19 protein-coding genes are annotated in these 14,529 nt (G+C 59.8%); 15 read left to right on the top strand and 4 right to left on the bottom strand.

What is annotated here, in order from left to right; genetic code table 11:
- Positions 1-12: 12 nt before the first annotated feature.
- From ctaD to FHT92_RS04405, 5 genes are all read left to right on the top strand, one after another.
- Positions 13-1,716 carry a cytochrome c oxidase subunit I gene (gene ctaD, locus FHT92_RS04425; RefSeq protein ID WP_183745172.1) on the top strand — a complete coding sequence of 568 codons (1,704 nt, stop codon included), beginning with the start codon at positions 13-15 and terminating at the stop codon, positions 1,714-1,716.
- A gap of 65 nt (positions 1,717-1,781) precedes the next feature.
- Positions 1,782-2,738 carry a heme o synthase gene (locus FHT92_RS04420; protein ID WP_183822793.1) on the top strand — a complete coding sequence of 319 codons (957 nt, stop codon included), beginning with the start codon at positions 1,782-1,784 and terminating at the stop codon, positions 2,736-2,738.
- Positions 2,738-2,875 carry a hypothetical protein gene (locus tag FHT92_RS04415; RefSeq protein ID WP_183822791.1) on the top strand — a complete coding sequence of 46 codons (138 nt, stop codon included), beginning with the start codon at positions 2,738-2,740 and terminating at the stop codon, positions 2,873-2,875. The genes FHT92_RS04420 and FHT92_RS04415 overlap by 1 nt, the downstream gene beginning before the upstream one ends.
- A gap of 4 nt (positions 2,876-2,879) precedes the next feature.
- Positions 2,880-3,485 carry a cytochrome c oxidase assembly protein gene (locus tag FHT92_RS04410; protein WP_183822789.1) on the top strand — a complete coding sequence of 202 codons (606 nt, stop codon included), beginning with the start codon at positions 2,880-2,882 and terminating at the stop codon, positions 3,483-3,485.
- 57 nt (positions 3,486-3,542) lie between these two features.
- Positions 3,543-4,421 carry a cytochrome c oxidase subunit 3 gene (locus tag FHT92_RS04405; RefSeq protein WP_183745163.1) on the top strand — a complete coding sequence of 293 codons (879 nt, stop codon included), beginning with the start codon at positions 3,543-3,545 and terminating at the stop codon, positions 4,419-4,421.
- 74 nt (positions 4,422-4,495) lie between these two features.
- Here FHT92_RS04405 and FHT92_RS04400 read toward each other — a convergent pair whose 3' ends face one another.
- On the bottom strand, positions 4,496-5,137 hold the full coding sequence (locus FHT92_RS04400; RefSeq protein WP_183822787.1) for a chloramphenicol phosphotransferase CPT family protein: 642 nt from the start codon (positions 5,135-5,137) through the stop codon (positions 4,496-4,498).
- Between the two features lie 222 nt (positions 5,138-5,359).
- Here FHT92_RS04400 and FHT92_RS04395 point away from each other — a divergent pair, with 222 nt between their 5' ends.
- The 5 genes from FHT92_RS04395 to rnhA all read left to right on the top strand — a co-directional run bounded on the left by FHT92_RS04395 (position 5,360) and on the right by rnhA (position 9,031).
- The gene (locus FHT92_RS04395) at positions 5,360-5,740 is read left to right on the top strand and encodes a DUF983 domain-containing protein (protein WP_183745157.1); all 381 of its coding nucleotides are present in this window, start codon (positions 5,360-5,362) and stop codon (positions 5,738-5,740) included.
- Complete coding sequence (locus tag FHT92_RS04390; protein ID WP_183822785.1) at positions 5,733-6,485, top strand: SURF1 family protein; 753 nt, start codon at positions 5,733-5,735, stop codon at positions 6,483-6,485. The genes FHT92_RS04395 and FHT92_RS04390 overlap by 8 nt, the downstream gene beginning before the upstream one ends.
- A gap of 61 nt (positions 6,486-6,546) precedes the next feature.
- On the top strand, positions 6,547-7,551 hold the full coding sequence (ispH, locus tag FHT92_RS04385) for a 4-hydroxy-3-methylbut-2-enyl diphosphate reductase (protein ID WP_183822783.1): 1,005 nt from the start codon (positions 6,547-6,549) through the stop codon (positions 7,549-7,551).
- 65 nt (positions 7,552-7,616) lie between these two features.
- Positions 7,617-8,582 (top strand): homoserine kinase, encoded by a 966-nt coding sequence (locus FHT92_RS04380; RefSeq protein WP_183822781.1) that lies wholly within the window; start codon positions 7,617-7,619, stop codon positions 8,580-8,582.
- Complete coding sequence (gene rnhA, locus FHT92_RS04375) at positions 8,579-9,031, top strand: ribonuclease HI (protein ID WP_183745146.1); 453 nt, start codon at positions 8,579-8,581, stop codon at positions 9,029-9,031. Before FHT92_RS04380 ends, rnhA begins: the two co-directional genes overlap by 4 nt.
- Here the strand turns inward: rnhA and FHT92_RS04370 are convergent, their stop codons facing one another.
- The 3 genes from FHT92_RS04370 to FHT92_RS04360 form a co-directional block, all read right to left on the bottom strand.
- On the bottom strand, positions 9,032-10,108 hold the full coding sequence (locus FHT92_RS04370; protein ID WP_183745144.1) for a putative zinc-binding metallopeptidase: 1,077 nt from the start codon (positions 10,106-10,108) through the stop codon (positions 9,032-9,034).
- 87 nt (positions 10,109-10,195) lie between these two features.
- Positions 10,196-10,387 carry a CsbD family protein gene (locus FHT92_RS04365; RefSeq protein WP_183745143.1) on the bottom strand — a complete coding sequence of 64 codons (192 nt, stop codon included), beginning with the start codon at positions 10,385-10,387 and terminating at the stop codon, positions 10,196-10,198.
- 93 nt (positions 10,388-10,480) lie between these two features.
- The gene (locus FHT92_RS04360; RefSeq protein WP_183745141.1) at positions 10,481-11,086 is read right to left on the bottom strand and encodes a YqgE/AlgH family protein; all 606 of its coding nucleotides are present in this window, start codon (positions 11,084-11,086) and stop codon (positions 10,481-10,483) included.
- A 141-nt stretch (positions 11,087-11,227) separates the two neighbouring features.
- Between FHT92_RS04360 and FHT92_RS04355 the strand changes: the two genes are divergently transcribed.
- The 5 genes from FHT92_RS04355 (at position 11,228) to FHT92_RS04340 (ending at position 14,515) form a co-directional block, all read left to right on the top strand.
- Entirely contained in the window at positions 11,228-12,067 is an 840-nt protein-coding gene (locus tag FHT92_RS04355; protein ID WP_183823824.1) for a protein-disulfide reductase DsbD domain-containing protein, read from the top strand.
- Between the two features lie 70 nt (positions 12,068-12,137).
- Complete coding sequence (locus tag FHT92_RS04350; RefSeq protein WP_183745137.1) at positions 12,138-12,623, top strand: peroxiredoxin; 486 nt, start codon at positions 12,138-12,140, stop codon at positions 12,621-12,623.
- A gap of 157 nt (positions 12,624-12,780) precedes the next feature.
- The gene (locus FHT92_RS29610; RefSeq protein WP_281412852.1) at positions 12,781-12,909 is read left to right on the top strand and encodes a hypothetical protein; all 129 of its coding nucleotides are present in this window, start codon (positions 12,781-12,783) and stop codon (positions 12,907-12,909) included.
- Positions 12,906-13,646, top strand: a complete 741-nt coding sequence (locus tag FHT92_RS04345) for a metal ABC transporter ATP-binding protein (protein ID WP_183822779.1) — start codon at positions 12,906-12,908, stop codon at positions 13,644-13,646. Before FHT92_RS29610 ends, FHT92_RS04345 begins: the two co-directional genes overlap by 4 nt.
- Complete coding sequence (locus FHT92_RS04340) at positions 13,643-14,515, top strand: metal ABC transporter permease (RefSeq protein ID WP_183822777.1); 873 nt, start codon at positions 13,643-13,645, stop codon at positions 14,513-14,515. The genes FHT92_RS04345 and FHT92_RS04340 overlap by 4 nt, the downstream gene beginning before the upstream one ends.
- Positions 14,516-14,529: the final 14 nt, after the last annotated feature.

Genomic DNA, 14,529 nt, shown 5'->3' with positions numbered 1-14,529 from the left:
GGGATCGGGACAATGGCTGGACCTTCCGCTCACGACGATCATTCTCATGATCACCACGCTCATGACGCTCACGCGCATGACGACCATCACGATCACTCTCATGCGCCGAGCTTTGCCGACCGCTGGTTCTTCTCCACGAACCATAAGGATATCGGCACGCTCTACCTGATCTTCGCGATCTTCGCCGGTATCGTCGGCGGCCTTCTCTCCGTCGCCATGCGCATGGAGCTGCAGGAGCCGGGCATCCAGATCTTCCACGGCCTGGCCTCCATGGTCTACGGCTTCGAAGGTGATGCCGCCATCGACGGCGCCAAGCACATGTTCAACGTCTTCACCACCGCTCACGCGCTGATCATGATCTTCTTCATGGTCATGCCGGCGATGATCGGCGGTTTCGCCAACTGGATGGTGCCGATCATGATCGGCGCACCGGATATGGCCTTTCCGCGCCTGAACAACATCTCTTTCTGGCTGATCGTTCCGGCCTTCCTACTCCTGGTCATCTCGATGTTCGTCGAAGGCCCAGCCGGCGCATATGGCGCAGGCGGCGGCTGGACCATGTATCCGCCGCTCGCAGTCGGCGGTCACCCTGGCCCGGCGGTCGACCTTGCGATCTTCGCGCTGCACATTGCCGGCGCATCGTCGATCCTCGGTGCGATCAACTTCATCACCACGATCCTCAACATGCGCGCTCCGGGCATGACGCTGCACAAGATGCCGCTCTTTGCCTGGGCCGTGCTGATCACCGCCTTCCTGCTGCTGCTGTCGCTGCCGGTTCTGGCCGGCGCGATCACCATGCTCCTCACGGACCGTAACTTCGGCACGGCCTTCTTCGCGCCGGAGGGCGGCGGTGACCCGATCCTCTACCAGCACCTGTTCTGGTTCTTCGGTCACCCGGAAGTCTACATCCTGATCCTGCCGGGCTTCGGCATCATTAGCCACATCGTGTCGACCTTCTCGAAGAAGCCGGTCTTTGGTTACCTCGGCATGGCCTACGCCATGGTCGCCATCGGTGCCGTCGGCTTCGTGGTCTGGGCTCACCACATGTACACGGTTGGACTGTCGCTCGACGCCCAGCGCTACTTCGTCTTCGCGACGATGGTCATCGCTGTCCCGACGGGTGTGAAGATCTTCTCCTGGATCGCAACGATGTGGGGTGGCTCTATCACCTTCCGCACGCCGATGATCTGGGCGATCGGCTTCATCTTCCTCTTCACCGTCGGTGGTGTGACGGGTGTCCAGCTCGCCAACGCCGGCCTTGACCGCTCGCTGCATGACACCTATTACGTCGTGGCTCACTTCCACTACGTTCTGTCGCTCGGCGCCGTCTTCGCCATCTTCGCTGCCTGGTACTACTGGTTCCCGAAGATGACCGGCTATATGTACAACGAGTTCCTTGGCAAGCTGCACTTCTGGGTCATGTTCATCGGTGTGAACCTCGTGTTCTTCCCGCAGCACTTCCTCGGCCTCGCCGGCATGCCGCGCCGCTACATCGACTATCCGGATGCATTCGCCGGCTGGAACTACGTTTCCTCGATCGGCTCCTACATCTCATTCGTCGGCGTAATCATTTTCCTCATCGGCGTCTGGGAAGCCTTCGCCAGGAAGCGCATTGCCGGCGATAATCCGTGGGGTGAGGGCGCAACGACGCTGGAATGGCAGCTGCCTTCGCCGCCGCCCTACCATCAGTGGGAACAGCTCCCGCGGATCAAGTAAAATGCCGGATCCAGACGCTGCAGGCTTCTGCGGCGTCTGGCGATTGAGGAATTCAGGACTGAATGATGACGGTTTTCGACAATCACGAGGCTCTTGCAAACGACGGGGATTTTCGCTTGTCGGAAGCTAGCGCGCGCGATTATTTCGAGCTTCTGAAACCGCGAGTCATGTCGCTCGTGGTCTTCACGGCCTTTGCCGGCCTGGTGCTGGCGCCGGGTCACATCAATCCGATCCTCGGCCTGACCGCCATCCTCTGCATTGCCGTTGGCGCAGGGGCGTCCGGTGCTTTGAACATGTGGTATGACGCCGACATCGACGCCGTCATGAGCCGCACCGCCAAGCGCCCGGTCCCGGCCGGACGCATCCTGCCCAAGGAAGCGCTGGCCTTCGGCCTCGTTCTCTCCTGCTTCTCGGTGGCGATCCTCGGCCTTGCGGTCAACTGGCTGTCGGCCTTTATCCTCGCGTTCACGATCTTCTTCTATGTCGTCATCTACACGATGTGGCTGAAGCGCTCGACGCCGCAGAACATCGTCATCGGTGGCGCGGCCGGCGCTTTCCCGCCGATGATCGGCTGGGCCTGTGTAACCAATTCCATCACGATCGAAAGCACGGTCCTCTTCCTCATCATCTTCCTGTGGACGCCGGCACATTTCTGGGCGCTCGCGCTCTTCAAGATGCGGGATTACGAAGCCGTCGGTGTGCCGATGCTTCCGAACGTATCGGGTGAGCGCACCACCAAGCATCAGATCGTCGCCTATGCCATGCTAACTGCTGTCTGCGCGGTGCTGCCGACCTTCCTCGGCTTTGCCAGCGTCGGCTATGGGGTCGTCGCCGCAGCACTCGGTGTGGTCTTCATATACTGTTCCATCGCCGTCTGGCGTATGCCCGACGGCGATCTGAAGATGATCCCGGCGAAGAAGCTGTTCGGATTCTCGATCTTCTACCTCTTCGCCGTGTTCTCCGTGCTGTTGCTCGACCGGCTGGTGGCCATGCTGGTCTCGTATGCAGGAGGCTCATTCTGATGGAGCTGGTCAAGCTTACCGAAGCGCAGCGCAAGTCGCGCCGCAATCGCAACATCGCACTGGGTGTCGCGCTCGCCGGTCTGGTGATTCTTTTCTACACCATCACCATCGTCAAGTTCCTGGGACATGGGGGGTGACGGAATGAGCGACGCCGTCAACGCACCGAAGAAGCCGCGCAACAATGCTGCCGTCGTCTTCATGTGCCTGAGCTTCGTCGTCGGTATGGGCGCCATGAGCTATGCTGCCGTGCCGCTCTACCGGCTCTTCTGCCAGGTGACCGGCTATAACGGCACGACGCAGCGTGTGGATCAGGTCTCGAGCGTCATTCTTGACCGGACGATGCGCGTCACCTTCGACGCCAACGTCGCTCCCGGCCTGCAATGGGAATTCAAGCCGGTGGAGCGCGAGGTCAATCCGAAGATCGGCGAGACCATCCAGGTCAATTTCATCGCCGAAAACCGTTCCAACGAAACCCAGCGCGGTCAGGCGATCTTCAACGTGACGCCGGGCGAGGCGGGCGCCTATTTCAACAAGGTGCAATGTTTCTGCTTTAATGAGACAGACCTGAAGCCGGGCGAAAAGCTTGAAATGCCGGTCGTATTCTACATCGATCCGGAAATTACCAAGGCCGCTGAATCGAAAAGCATTCGCACGGTCACGCTTTCGTATACGTTCTACCCCAAAGAGGGTCCGAAGCCGGTGGCTTCGAATGAAGGTGGAACGGAAAAGACTGAAAAGAAACTTTGATTGAGGAGTGTTTCCGGCATTGCCGGAAGCGGAGAAGGAAGACACCGGGGATCTGACATGGCCGATGCTCATCAGAAGAATCACGACTATCACATCATAGCTCCGAGCCCATGGCCGATACTGGCCTCGCTCGGCGCATTCCTGATGGCCTTTGGCGGCGTCGGCTACATGCGCTACCTGAACGGCGGCTCGCTGCATGTTTTCGGTATCGAATGGGCTCAGCCGTGGGTCTTCTTCATCGGCCTGGCTGTCGTTTTCTACGTCATGTACGGCTGGTGGTCCGACACCGTGAAGGAAGCTCATGAGGGTGCTCATACGCGCGTCGTGTCGCTGCACCTGCGTTACGGCATGATCATGTTCATCGCTTCGGAAGTGATGTTCTTCGTAGCCTGGTTCTGGGCCTATTTCGACGCCAGCCTCTATCCGCATGAAGCCATCCAGGCTTCGCGCCTAGCCTATACCGGTGGTGTCTGGCCGCCGAAGGGCATCGAAGTTCTCGATCCATGGCACCTGCCGATCTATAACACCGTCATCCTGCTGCTGTCGGGCACGACCGTGACCTGGGCTCACCACGCTCTCCTGCACAACGACCGCAAGGGCCTTATTCAGGGCCTGACGTTGACGGTCCTGCTCGGCGTTCTCTTCTCCTCCGTCCAGGCCTATGAATATGCTCACGCTCCGTTCGAGTTCCGCAACTCGATCTACGGCGCGACCTTCTTCATGGCGACCGGTTTCCACGGCTTCCACGTTCTGGTCGGCACCATCTTCCTGCTGGTCTGCCTCATCAGGGCGTTGCGCGGCGACTTTACGCCAAAGCAGCACTTCGGCTTCGAAGCGGCTGCCTGGTACTGGCACTTCGTCGACGTCGTCTGGCTGTTCCTGTTCTTCTGCATCTATGTCTGGGGCGGCTGGGGTGCTCCGGTCGCTGCGGGCTGATCGAGGCCGGATAGAAATCAGAAAAGGCGGGCGCCATCGGCCCCGCCTTTTTCTTTACTTAAATGGTTCTCGGCTTATCGCTGGGCGGCCAGGCTCTCGAAGGCCGAAGGCTCGGGAACGCCGAGATCGAGCTGGTGGCGGATGGCCTCGGCGCATTCGAGCGCCGTCAGCACTGATGTATCGACCTCCATGTCGTAGAGGCCGGGGCGGTGCACCTCGTCCTGCCAGCGCTGCACCGGTTCCGGCACAGGTGTCTCCTCGGTAGCACGCAGGTAGAGGGCCTCGCGCCCTTCCTGGTTGATCTCGCGCCGCTGCATGATCGTTTCGATCGGGCATCTGACGCCGACGAACAGCACGGAAAAGCCTTCCAGGCGGCGGGCGCAGTCGCCGAGAATGCCGAGTGGCTGCGAATAGCTGTCGTGATGGCCAAGATCGGCGACCACGTTGAGCCCGAAACCGGCATGGATGGCGATCGATTCATAAAGCGCTGCATAGAAGAACGGCACCAGTTCTTCGAGATCCGGCCGCTCTCCGCCGGGCCTCAATCCGATGCCGGGCAGGTAGCGCTTCGGTGTCATGGCATTATAGGTATCAACGCCGAGGTTGATCCACGGCCCCTCGAATTCTTCCTGGATTGCGCGCGCAATGCTGGATTTGCCGCTTCGCGGCGCGCCGTTCAGGATAATGATCTGTCCGGCATGGCTATCGTTGGTCATCAGTCTCCTTCTTCTGTTTGGCGCGAATCATTACAGCGCCGCTCGTCTTTCCAGACGAGCAAAGGACGCTGTAACACTTTGAATTGCTACATAATTCCCTGAATCGATTTCGATCTGAGGAATTATGCGGCGGCGAAACCGCGCAGGCATTTCCATTCGGGATGCGAATACTTTATGGGAGAGTTAAGGCAGACGGCAAAAGCGTCGGCATGGGAGACGGGCATGAGTGAAGACAACGTGCAATTTCCACCGCTCGATCCGGTCAAGACCGGCATCAGGGGATGCTGTCCGCGCTGCGGTCATGGGCAGCTTTTCGATGGCGTGCTGAGCCTCAAGCCGCACTGCTCAGCCTGCGGGCTCGACTATTCCTTCGCCGATGCAGGCGATGGCCCCGCCGTCTTCGTCATCCTCATCGTCGGCTTCATCATTATCGGTTCGGTGCTCTGGCTGCAGGTCAATTATGCTCCGCCGATCTGGGTTCACATTCTGCTCTTTGCCCCGCTCACAATCATACTTTCCCTGCTGGCGCTGCGCTGGTGCAAAGGCATTCTCATCGCCATGCAATATCGCCATAATGCTCGGGAGGGACGCCTGAGTGACTGACATCGAGAGTCCGGTCCCGCGTCGCAAGTTGCCGGTGTTTACCGGCGCTGCCGTTCTCATCGCATTCGCTATCCTGATCTCGCTCGGTACCTGGCAGGTAGAGCGTCTTCATTGGAAGGAGGGGCTGCTCGCAGATATTGCCGAGCGCCGAGCCGCAGCTCCGGTTCCGCTTGCCGATATCGAGACGATGGCCGCTCAGGGCGGCGATATCGAATACCGCACGGTCACTGCCACTGGCAGCTACATCAATAACAAGGAACGCCATTTCTTCGCCACCTGGCGCGGCCAGACCGGCTATTACATCTATACACCGCTGCAGCTTGCGAACGGGCGGTACCTCTTCGTCAACAGAGGCTTCGTTCCCTATGAGAACAAGGAGCCGGAAATGCGTATGCAGGGCCAGTTGACCGGCCAGCAGACGGTTACCGGCCTCGCGCGTGCCAAACTCCCCGGCAAACCCTCCTCGCTCGTGCCTGACAATGACGTGGCGAAGAACATCTTCTATTGGAAAGATCTCGATGTAATGGCATCGAGCGTCGATCTCAACAAGGCTGATGTCGTGCCCTTCTTCGTCGATGCCGATTCCACGCCCAACCCGGCGGGCTTTCCGATCGGCGGCGTGACGCAGGTCGATCTGCCGAACGACCATCTGCAATATGCCTTCACCTGGTACGGGCTGGCTGCGGTGCTGGTCGTTGTCGTTGCCATCTCCTGGTTTCGTCCCTGCAAAGGTGCAGCGCAATAGTATCGCTTCAATTCCGACCCATATTGGGTTAGAGGTCCCTGAAGCTTAACCTGGATATGTTATGAACATTGCGGCAAAACCTCCGTTGACGATCAGGCTCTGCGGTCCGCGCGGCTTCTGTGCCGGCGTTGATCGGGCCATCCAGATCGTCGTGCTGGCGCTGAAGGCCTATGGCGCGCCTGTCTATGTCCGCCACGAGATCGTCCATAACCGTTATGTCGTGGAAGGGTTGGAAGCCAAGGGAGCCGTCTTCGTCGAGGAGCTTGACGAGATTCCGGCAGAACATCGTGCCCAGCCGGTCGTCTTTTCCGCCCATGGCGTGCCGAAATCCGTGCCCGCGGATGCAAATGCCCGCAACCTCTTTTATCTCGACGCAACCTGTCCGCTGGTCTCCAAGGTCCACAAGCAGGCGATGCGCCATAATCGCCTCGGTCGCCATGTCGTCCTGATCGGCCACGCCGGTCATCCCGAAGTGATCGGCACCATGGGTCAGTTGCCCGAAGGCGCTGTTTCGCTCATCGAAACTGTCGAGGATGCAGACGTTTATCAGCCCGATGATCCCGATAATCTCGGCTATGTCACGCAGACGACGCTCTCGGTCGACGATACCGCCGGGGTCATCAAACGGCTGGAAGAGCGCTTCCCCAAGCTGCAGGCGCCGGCTGCTGATTCCATCTGCTATGCCACGACCAACCGCCAGGAGGTAGTGAAGGAAGCAGCCCCCGGCTGCGATCTGTTCATCATTGTCGGCGCGCCGAATTCCTCCAATTCCAAGCGGCTCGTCGAAGTGGCGCTCCGGGCCGGCGCGACGAAGTCGATCCTCGTGCAGCGCGCTTCCGAGCTCGACTGGGATGAGATCGGCCCGATTGCCACGCTCGGTCTGTCCGCCGGTGCTTCCGCCCCTGAAGTGATCGTCAACGAGATCATCGAGGCCTTCCGCACCCGCTTCGATGCCCGCGTCGAGCTTGCTGAAACCGTGCAGGAAAACGAGCATTTCCTCGTTAATCGCGAACTGCGCAGCCTTGAATTGACGACGGCGGACATGGCATTCGTGAACGGGGAATGAGGTGAGGGGCTGCCCTCTCTGCCCTGCCTACCCGATAACACCGCTACTACAGTGAGATACCCACCTTGGCAGTTTATACCGATATCGCCGAAGACGAGCTGAAATGGTTTCTCACTGAATATGATGCCGGCCAGCTGCTTTCCTATAAGGGCATCGCGGAAGGAGTAGAGAATTCCAACTTCCTGCTGCACACATCCAAGGCGCCGCTCATCCTGACGCTTTACGAAAAGCGGGTGGAAAAGAGCGATCTGCCCTTCTTCCTCGGCCTGATGCAGCATTTGTCGGCCGGCGGCCTGTCCTGCCCGCTGCCGTTGCCGCGCAAGGATGGCGCGCTGCTTGGCACGCTGTCGGGCCGGCCGGCCGCGCTTATATCCTTTCTGGAAGGCATGTGGCTCAGAAAGCCGGAAGCCAAACATTGCCGCGAAGTCGGCAAGGCGCTGGCGCAGATGCATGTCGCTGGCGAAGGTTTTGCACTGACGCGGCCGAATGCCCTGTCGCTGGAAGGCTGGCAGACACTATGGGATAAGTCGGAATCACGCGCCGACGAAGTTGAGCCCGGGCTGCAGAACGAGATCCGCAGCGAGCTCAATTTCCTGCGGGCCTATTGGCCGAAGGATTTGCCTGATGGCATCATCCACGCCGATCTTTTCCCGGACAACGTCTTCTTCCTCGGTGACGAACTGTCGGGTCTCATCGATTTCTATTTCGCCTGCAACGATCTTCTCGCCTATGACGTCTCGATTTGCCTCAATGCCTGGTGCTTCGAGAAGGACGGTGCCTACAACATCACCAAAGGCATGCAGATGCTGGAAGGGTATCAGAGCGTACGGCCGTTGAATGATGAGGAAATCGCTGCCCTGCCGATTCTCTCCCGCGGCTCGGCCTTGCGTTTCTTCCTGACCCGTCTTTACGACTGGCTGACGACGCCTCAGGGGGCGATGGTGACAAAAAAGGATCCGCTGGAATATCTGCACAAGCTGCGCTTCCACCGCCGGATTACCTCGCCGGCAGAATATGGACTGAGTTTATGAAGCACATCGATATCTTCACCGATGGCGCGTGCTCCGGCAACCCCGGTCCCGGTGGCTGGGGGGCGGTGCTTCGTTTTGGCGAGGTGGAAAAGGAACTCTCCGGCGGCGAGGCGGACACCACCAACAACCGCATGGAACTCCTGGCTGCCATCTCCGCGCTCAGCGCCCTGAAGGAGCCCTGCGAGGTCGATCTCTACACCGACAGCGCCTATGTGAAAGATGGCATTTCCAAATGGATCTTCGGCTGGAAGAAGAACGGCTGGAGAACATCGGACAATAAGCCGGTGAAGAATGCCGAACTCTGGCAGGCGCTCGAGGAGGCCCGCAACAGGCATAAGGTGACGCTCCATTGGGTCAAGGGTCACGCCGGCCATCCCGAGAACGAACGTGCCGATGAGCTTGCCCGCAAGGGCATGGAGCCTTTCAAAAGAAGCAAGAAGGTCGGCTGATCATGCCGCCTGCTGTTTCTCGTTGGCGGCATTCTGTATCAGTCGGTGCAGGTATTCCAGCTTAGCCACGACCGGCGGGGACAGCACGAAGGGATAGGAATCCGGCTGGCCCATGCTGCGCTGGATAGCATTGATCGCAAGGCTGAGCGGCACCCAGGCGCTGATGAGCTGTTCCGCACTCTGCGCACGGTAGGGATTGAAATCTACTTCCGCTGCAATCTCTTCATGCCCGCGCGGATCGATCGCCATGCCGAAGCTGCGTGCCGTCTCCAGCGTATCGACGATATGCAGATAATGCGCGAAACATTCTGCAAAATCCTCCCAGGGATGGACGGAGGCATAGGCGCTGATGAAACTCTCCTGCCAGCCCGGAGCGGGTCCATTCGCATAGCGCTCCTGCAGTGCCGTTCCGTAATCCTGCCGCTCGTCGCCGAAGACGGCGCGGAATTCGTCGAAGCCATTGCGGTCGCGTACCAGTTTATTCCAGATGAAATGCCCGGTTTCGTGACGGAAATGGCCGAGCAGGGTGCGATAGGGCTCATCCATCGCCGCGCGTGCCCGCTCGCGCGTGACATCGTCAGCCTCTGCCGCACGGATAGCGATCAGCCCTTCCTCATGACCCGTCATGGCCGGCAAGACATTGCCGTCATTCTGCACGGTGTCCTCAAGAAAGTCGAAGACTAGGCCGCCTTGCGGATCTTCCCGCCGGTCGGGATGCGGCAGGTTCCAGCGCAGCAGCGAATAGAAGAGGTGGCGCTGTGCCTGACTGATGCGCCGCCAGCGCGCGATACCGTCAGGCGTATCGGTATTCGGCACCAATCGATTGTGCCGGCAGGCAATGCAGAAATCATTGCCGTCATCCACCAGCCAATTGCAGATATCGAGGCCCGCATTAGCACAAAACCGCACAAGCCGGTTCGGATCGGAGACAAATTGCCAGTTCGCCTCGTCGCGCGATTCCAGTGCGTGCATGGAAAGATCGCCAGCAAAAAAACCGAGGCGATGGTTGCAGCGCACGCACTGCCTGTTGTCGAAGTGGATGCCCTGATCGCAATTGTCGCAGGTAAATAGCCTCATGGCAGTCTCACAGGCAGCATATGACGGAAAATGCCCGGCGCACGCGGATGCGACAGGCATTGCATATGTATTGAAACGGGGAGGGCGTCAGAGCCGATCGGCAGCACCTTTCAGCTTGTCCTTGGCCTTGCCGGTCGCAACCTGCACCTTGCCCTTGGCTTCCTGGATATTGCCCTTGGCCTGCATTTCGCGGTCGCCGGTGGCCTTGCCGGCAGTCTTTTTCGCCTTGCCGGCCATCTCGTTGACCTTGCCGGAAATCTTGTCGCCGGTGCTACCCATATTCGTGTCTCCTCTCGGACGGCGGACGGAACGTCCGCGTTTGCCGACAGGAAACGCTGATGAACGCGTTTCGTTCCGGACCCAATGCGGTCGTCAGGCGTGGCCGGCTTCGGCGGAAAGCATGGCCGGCGTGACACCCATGCTGGCAAGCGCCCGCTCGTACTTGTCGTCGAGGTAGCGGTCGAAAATCAGCTCCTCATTGGCCGCGCAATTGAGCCAGCCATTGGCGGCCACTTCGTTTTCGAGCTGCCCCGCACCCCATGAGGAATAGCCGAGCAGCATGGTGGCCCGCTTCGGCCCACCGCCCTTGGAGATGGCGCGGACGATGTCGAGCGTCGCCGTCAAGCAGATATCGTCGCTGACGGGGATGGAGGAGTCGCTGACATAATCGTCGGAATGCAGCACGAAACCACGACCGCTCTCGACCGGCCCACCTGTCTGGATCGGAAACTCCCGCGCATCTTTCGGCAGCACGATGGAATCTTCCTGCTTGATCATATCGAGATGCAGCAGGACATCGGTGAAGGTGAGGCTCTGCGGGCGATTGATGACGAAGCCCATGGCCCCAGCATCGGAGTGGGCGCAAATGTAGATCACTGTGCGTGCGAAGTTAAGATCCTCCATGCCGGGCATGGCGATCAAGAACTGACCATCGAAAAATCCGCGTTCCCGTCTGTTCTTCAGCGTTGCTAGGGACATGGTTCCTCCTGCCGCCAGACCGCACAAAGGCTCCGACAAGAGAAACATGGGGCAATGTCACAAATCAATCAACCGAAAATGAAGATTTTAAATGGCAGGACTTCTGGCGGCGATTGGCAAGTTTCGGTAAACCCTTGTTCCATGAGAATTATTTCATCGCTTGCGCGGCCCCTGTTGTTTGCAGCCATTTCGGCTGCGTCCATACTCGTATTGTTGCGTCAGGGGCATGCGGAAATGAGCGGCTGGGCGGAGAACGAGGGCGGCCGCATGCGTCTCGTGGTGCTGCCGCCGGACGCTGCCGGTCATATAAGGGCTGGCTTGCAGATCGAGCCGAAACCTGGCTGGATTACCTATTGGCGTGAACCGGGCAATAACGGCATCCCGCCGCAGATCACCATCGCACCGCAAAGTGGTGTGACACTTGACGCCATTTCCTATCCCGTCCCGAAACGTATCTTCAGCGGCAAGGTGGAGGATATCGGCTATGCGGCGGCGGTGACCCTCCCATTATCGCTTACTTCTTGGAAGGCAGGGCCGGTCGTAATAGATGCCACGGCGTTCATCGGCATTTGCAAGGATATCTGCATCCCTTTCCAGGCTCATTTTTCGCTGAGTCTCGGTGCTGCCGCTCAGTCGCGCCCGCAGGAGCAGACGATCCTTCAGAGTGCGGCTGCCTGCCTTCCAGAAGCGCCGTCTGCCGATTTCGGGGTCGTGGCGCACGCGATGTCAGCCGACCTGAAGCAACTTTCGCTGAAAGTTACTCTGCCGGAAGCGGGGAATGGAACGCCCGAAATCATCGTTACTGGCCCGAGCGGCTATGCCTTCACCAAGCAGATGAATGTGGGGCGCAGCGGCAGGGCCTATTCCGCCGATATTGCCATCGGAAAGCTCCCGAGCAATTACGATATCAAGGGCAAGCAATGGGGAGTGCTCGTCGTTGACGGCGCCCGTGCCATGGAAACCACGCTTGCCTTTGATTGACCGCATCTTATAGTCCCTCTCAATCCCCACGCGGTCTTGCCGCAACCAGCCAGAACCGAGGAGAAAATCCATGACCATCGCGATTGGCGACAAGCTTCCTGCCGCCACCTTCAAGGAAAAGACAGCCGACGGCCCGGTCGAAACCACCACCGAGCAGCTCTTTGCCGGCAAGCGCGTCGTGCTCTTCGCCGTACCCGGCGCCTTTACACCCACCTGTTCGCTGAACCACCTGCCTGGCTATCTGGAAAACCGCGATGCCATCCTCGCCAAGGGCGTTGACGACATCGCCGTTCTCGCCGTCAACGACTGGCATGTCATGGGCGCCTGGGCGCAGTCTTCGGGCGGCCTTGGCAAGATCCATTTCCTTGCTGACTGGGATGCCGGCTTCACCAAGGCAGTCGGCCTCGATGCTGATCTCTCGGCTGGTGGCCTTGGCGTGCGTTCCAAGCGCTATTCGATGCTGATTGAGGACGGTGTGGTAAAGTCGCTCAACGTCGAAGAAACGCCCGGCCAGGCAACGGTTTCTGGCGCGGCGGCGATGCTTGAGCAACTCTGAGTCGGACCCATTGACGCTTACGTGAAAGGCGCCTTCGGGCGCCTTTTTTATTCTTCGTTGAGACAGATGGGATATGGCGCCGGCGGTCGTCTTTGCCTCATTCTTGCCATAATTGTTATAACATAACGGTTATGTTATTACATAAAAGGAATGAACAATGCCGACTGCCCCCCAACGTTTCGCCATCAGCCTGCTTGGACAATCGGCGCTTCAGCGTGCCGGCGGCGCAATCGTTGTCGTTGCGCTCCTGTGGCTTGCGATCCATTGGGCGATCCTGCTGCCATGAGCGCGCCGGTCATCCGCCTCGACAACCTGACAGTCTCCTATAATCGCCACCCGGCGGTCCATCATCTCTCCGGCGCATTCCAGCCCGGCAGCCTGACGGCAATCGCCGGGCCGAACGGGGCGGGGAAATCCACGCTGCTAAAGGCGATCATGGGGGAACTGCGCCCGGCCGAGGGGCGAGTGGAGCACCGGCTGCAACGTGCCGATTTCGGCTATCTTCCACAGGCAGCTGACATCAACAGGCGCTTTCCGATCTCCGTTCTGGATACGGTACTGCTCGGAAGCTGGCGGTCGGCCGGCGCTTTCGGCAGCGTTGCGAAACAGGACGGTATGCGCGCTCGCGCCGCACTCCGCATCGTCGGACTGGAAGGTTTCGAGGCGCGTCACATCGGCTCGCTCTCGGCTGGCCAGTTCCAGCGCGTTCTCTTCGCCCGCCTGCTGTTGCAGGATGCTCGCGTCATCCTGCTCGATGAACCCTTCACTGCCATCGACGCCCGCACGACCAGGGATCTGCTTGATATCATCGCCCGCTGGCACGGCGATGGCCGGACGGTGATTGCCGTGCTCCATGATTTCGAACAGGTGCGGGCGCATTTCCCGGAATCCCTACTGCTCGCCCGCCGGCTGATCGGCTGGGGGCCGACGCAGGAGGTCATGTCGTCTGCCAATCTTCTGCAGGCCCGCGCCATGACCGAACGCTGGGATGAGGATGCCGAAGCTTGCGAGCCGGCGGCATGACGGCCTACGATGTCTTCTTCGCACCCTTTGCCGATTATGGCTTCATGCGCCGCGCGCTCGTCGCCTGCCTATGTCTCGGTCTCGGCTCCGGTCCCATCGGCGTCTTCCTCATGCTTCGCCGCATGAGCCTGATGGGAGACGCAATGAGCCATGCCGTGCTGCCGGGAGCGGCAATTGGTTATCTCGTTGCCGGTTCTCTGTCGCTGACCGCAATGGGTATCGGTGGTCTCGTTGCCGGCCTCTCTGTCGCACTGCTCTCGGGTGTCGTCAGCCGCATGACCGTGCTGCAGGAGGATGCGAGTTTCGCAAGCTTCTATCTGGCGTCACTGGCCTTGGGTGTCCTCATCGTCTCGTTGCACGGTTCGAACATCGATCTGCTGCATGTACTTTTCGGCACCATCCTCGCCATCGACGCGCCGGCGCTGACGCAGATCGGCGCCATCACGTCGGTTACGTTGCTGGCGCTCGCGATCGTCTATCGCCCGCTGGTCGCGGAATGTTTTGATCCGGGCTTCCTGCGCGCCGTCGGCGGGCGCGGGCCGGTCTATCATTTTCTCTTCCTGCTCTTGGTGGTGCTGAACCTTGTCGCGAGCTTCCAGGCGCTTGGCACACTGATGGCCGTCGGCCTGATGATGCTGCCGGCTGCGATCGCCCAGCTCTGGTCCCGGAACCTCCCGGTCATGATGACGACAGCGGCGGCAAGTGCAGCGGCCTCCGGCTATCTCGGCCTCATCGCCTCCTATCACCTCGAGCTTGCCTCCGGCCCGACGATCATCATGACGGCGGCGCTGCTCTACGGCCTCTCCATCTTCTTCGCACCGTCGGGCCTTGCCCGGCGCGTCTTCCCCCGCCCGCATCTGAAGGGCTGATTACAGGAGCCATC

It is taken from the genome of Rhizobium sp. BK377, assembly GCF_014193935.1.
Classification (GTDB): Bacteria; Pseudomonadota; Alphaproteobacteria; order Rhizobiales; family Rhizobiaceae; genus Rhizobium.
The sequence above is the reverse complement of the archived record's forward strand: the minus strand, read 5'-3'. Positions and strand labels throughout refer to the sequence as shown.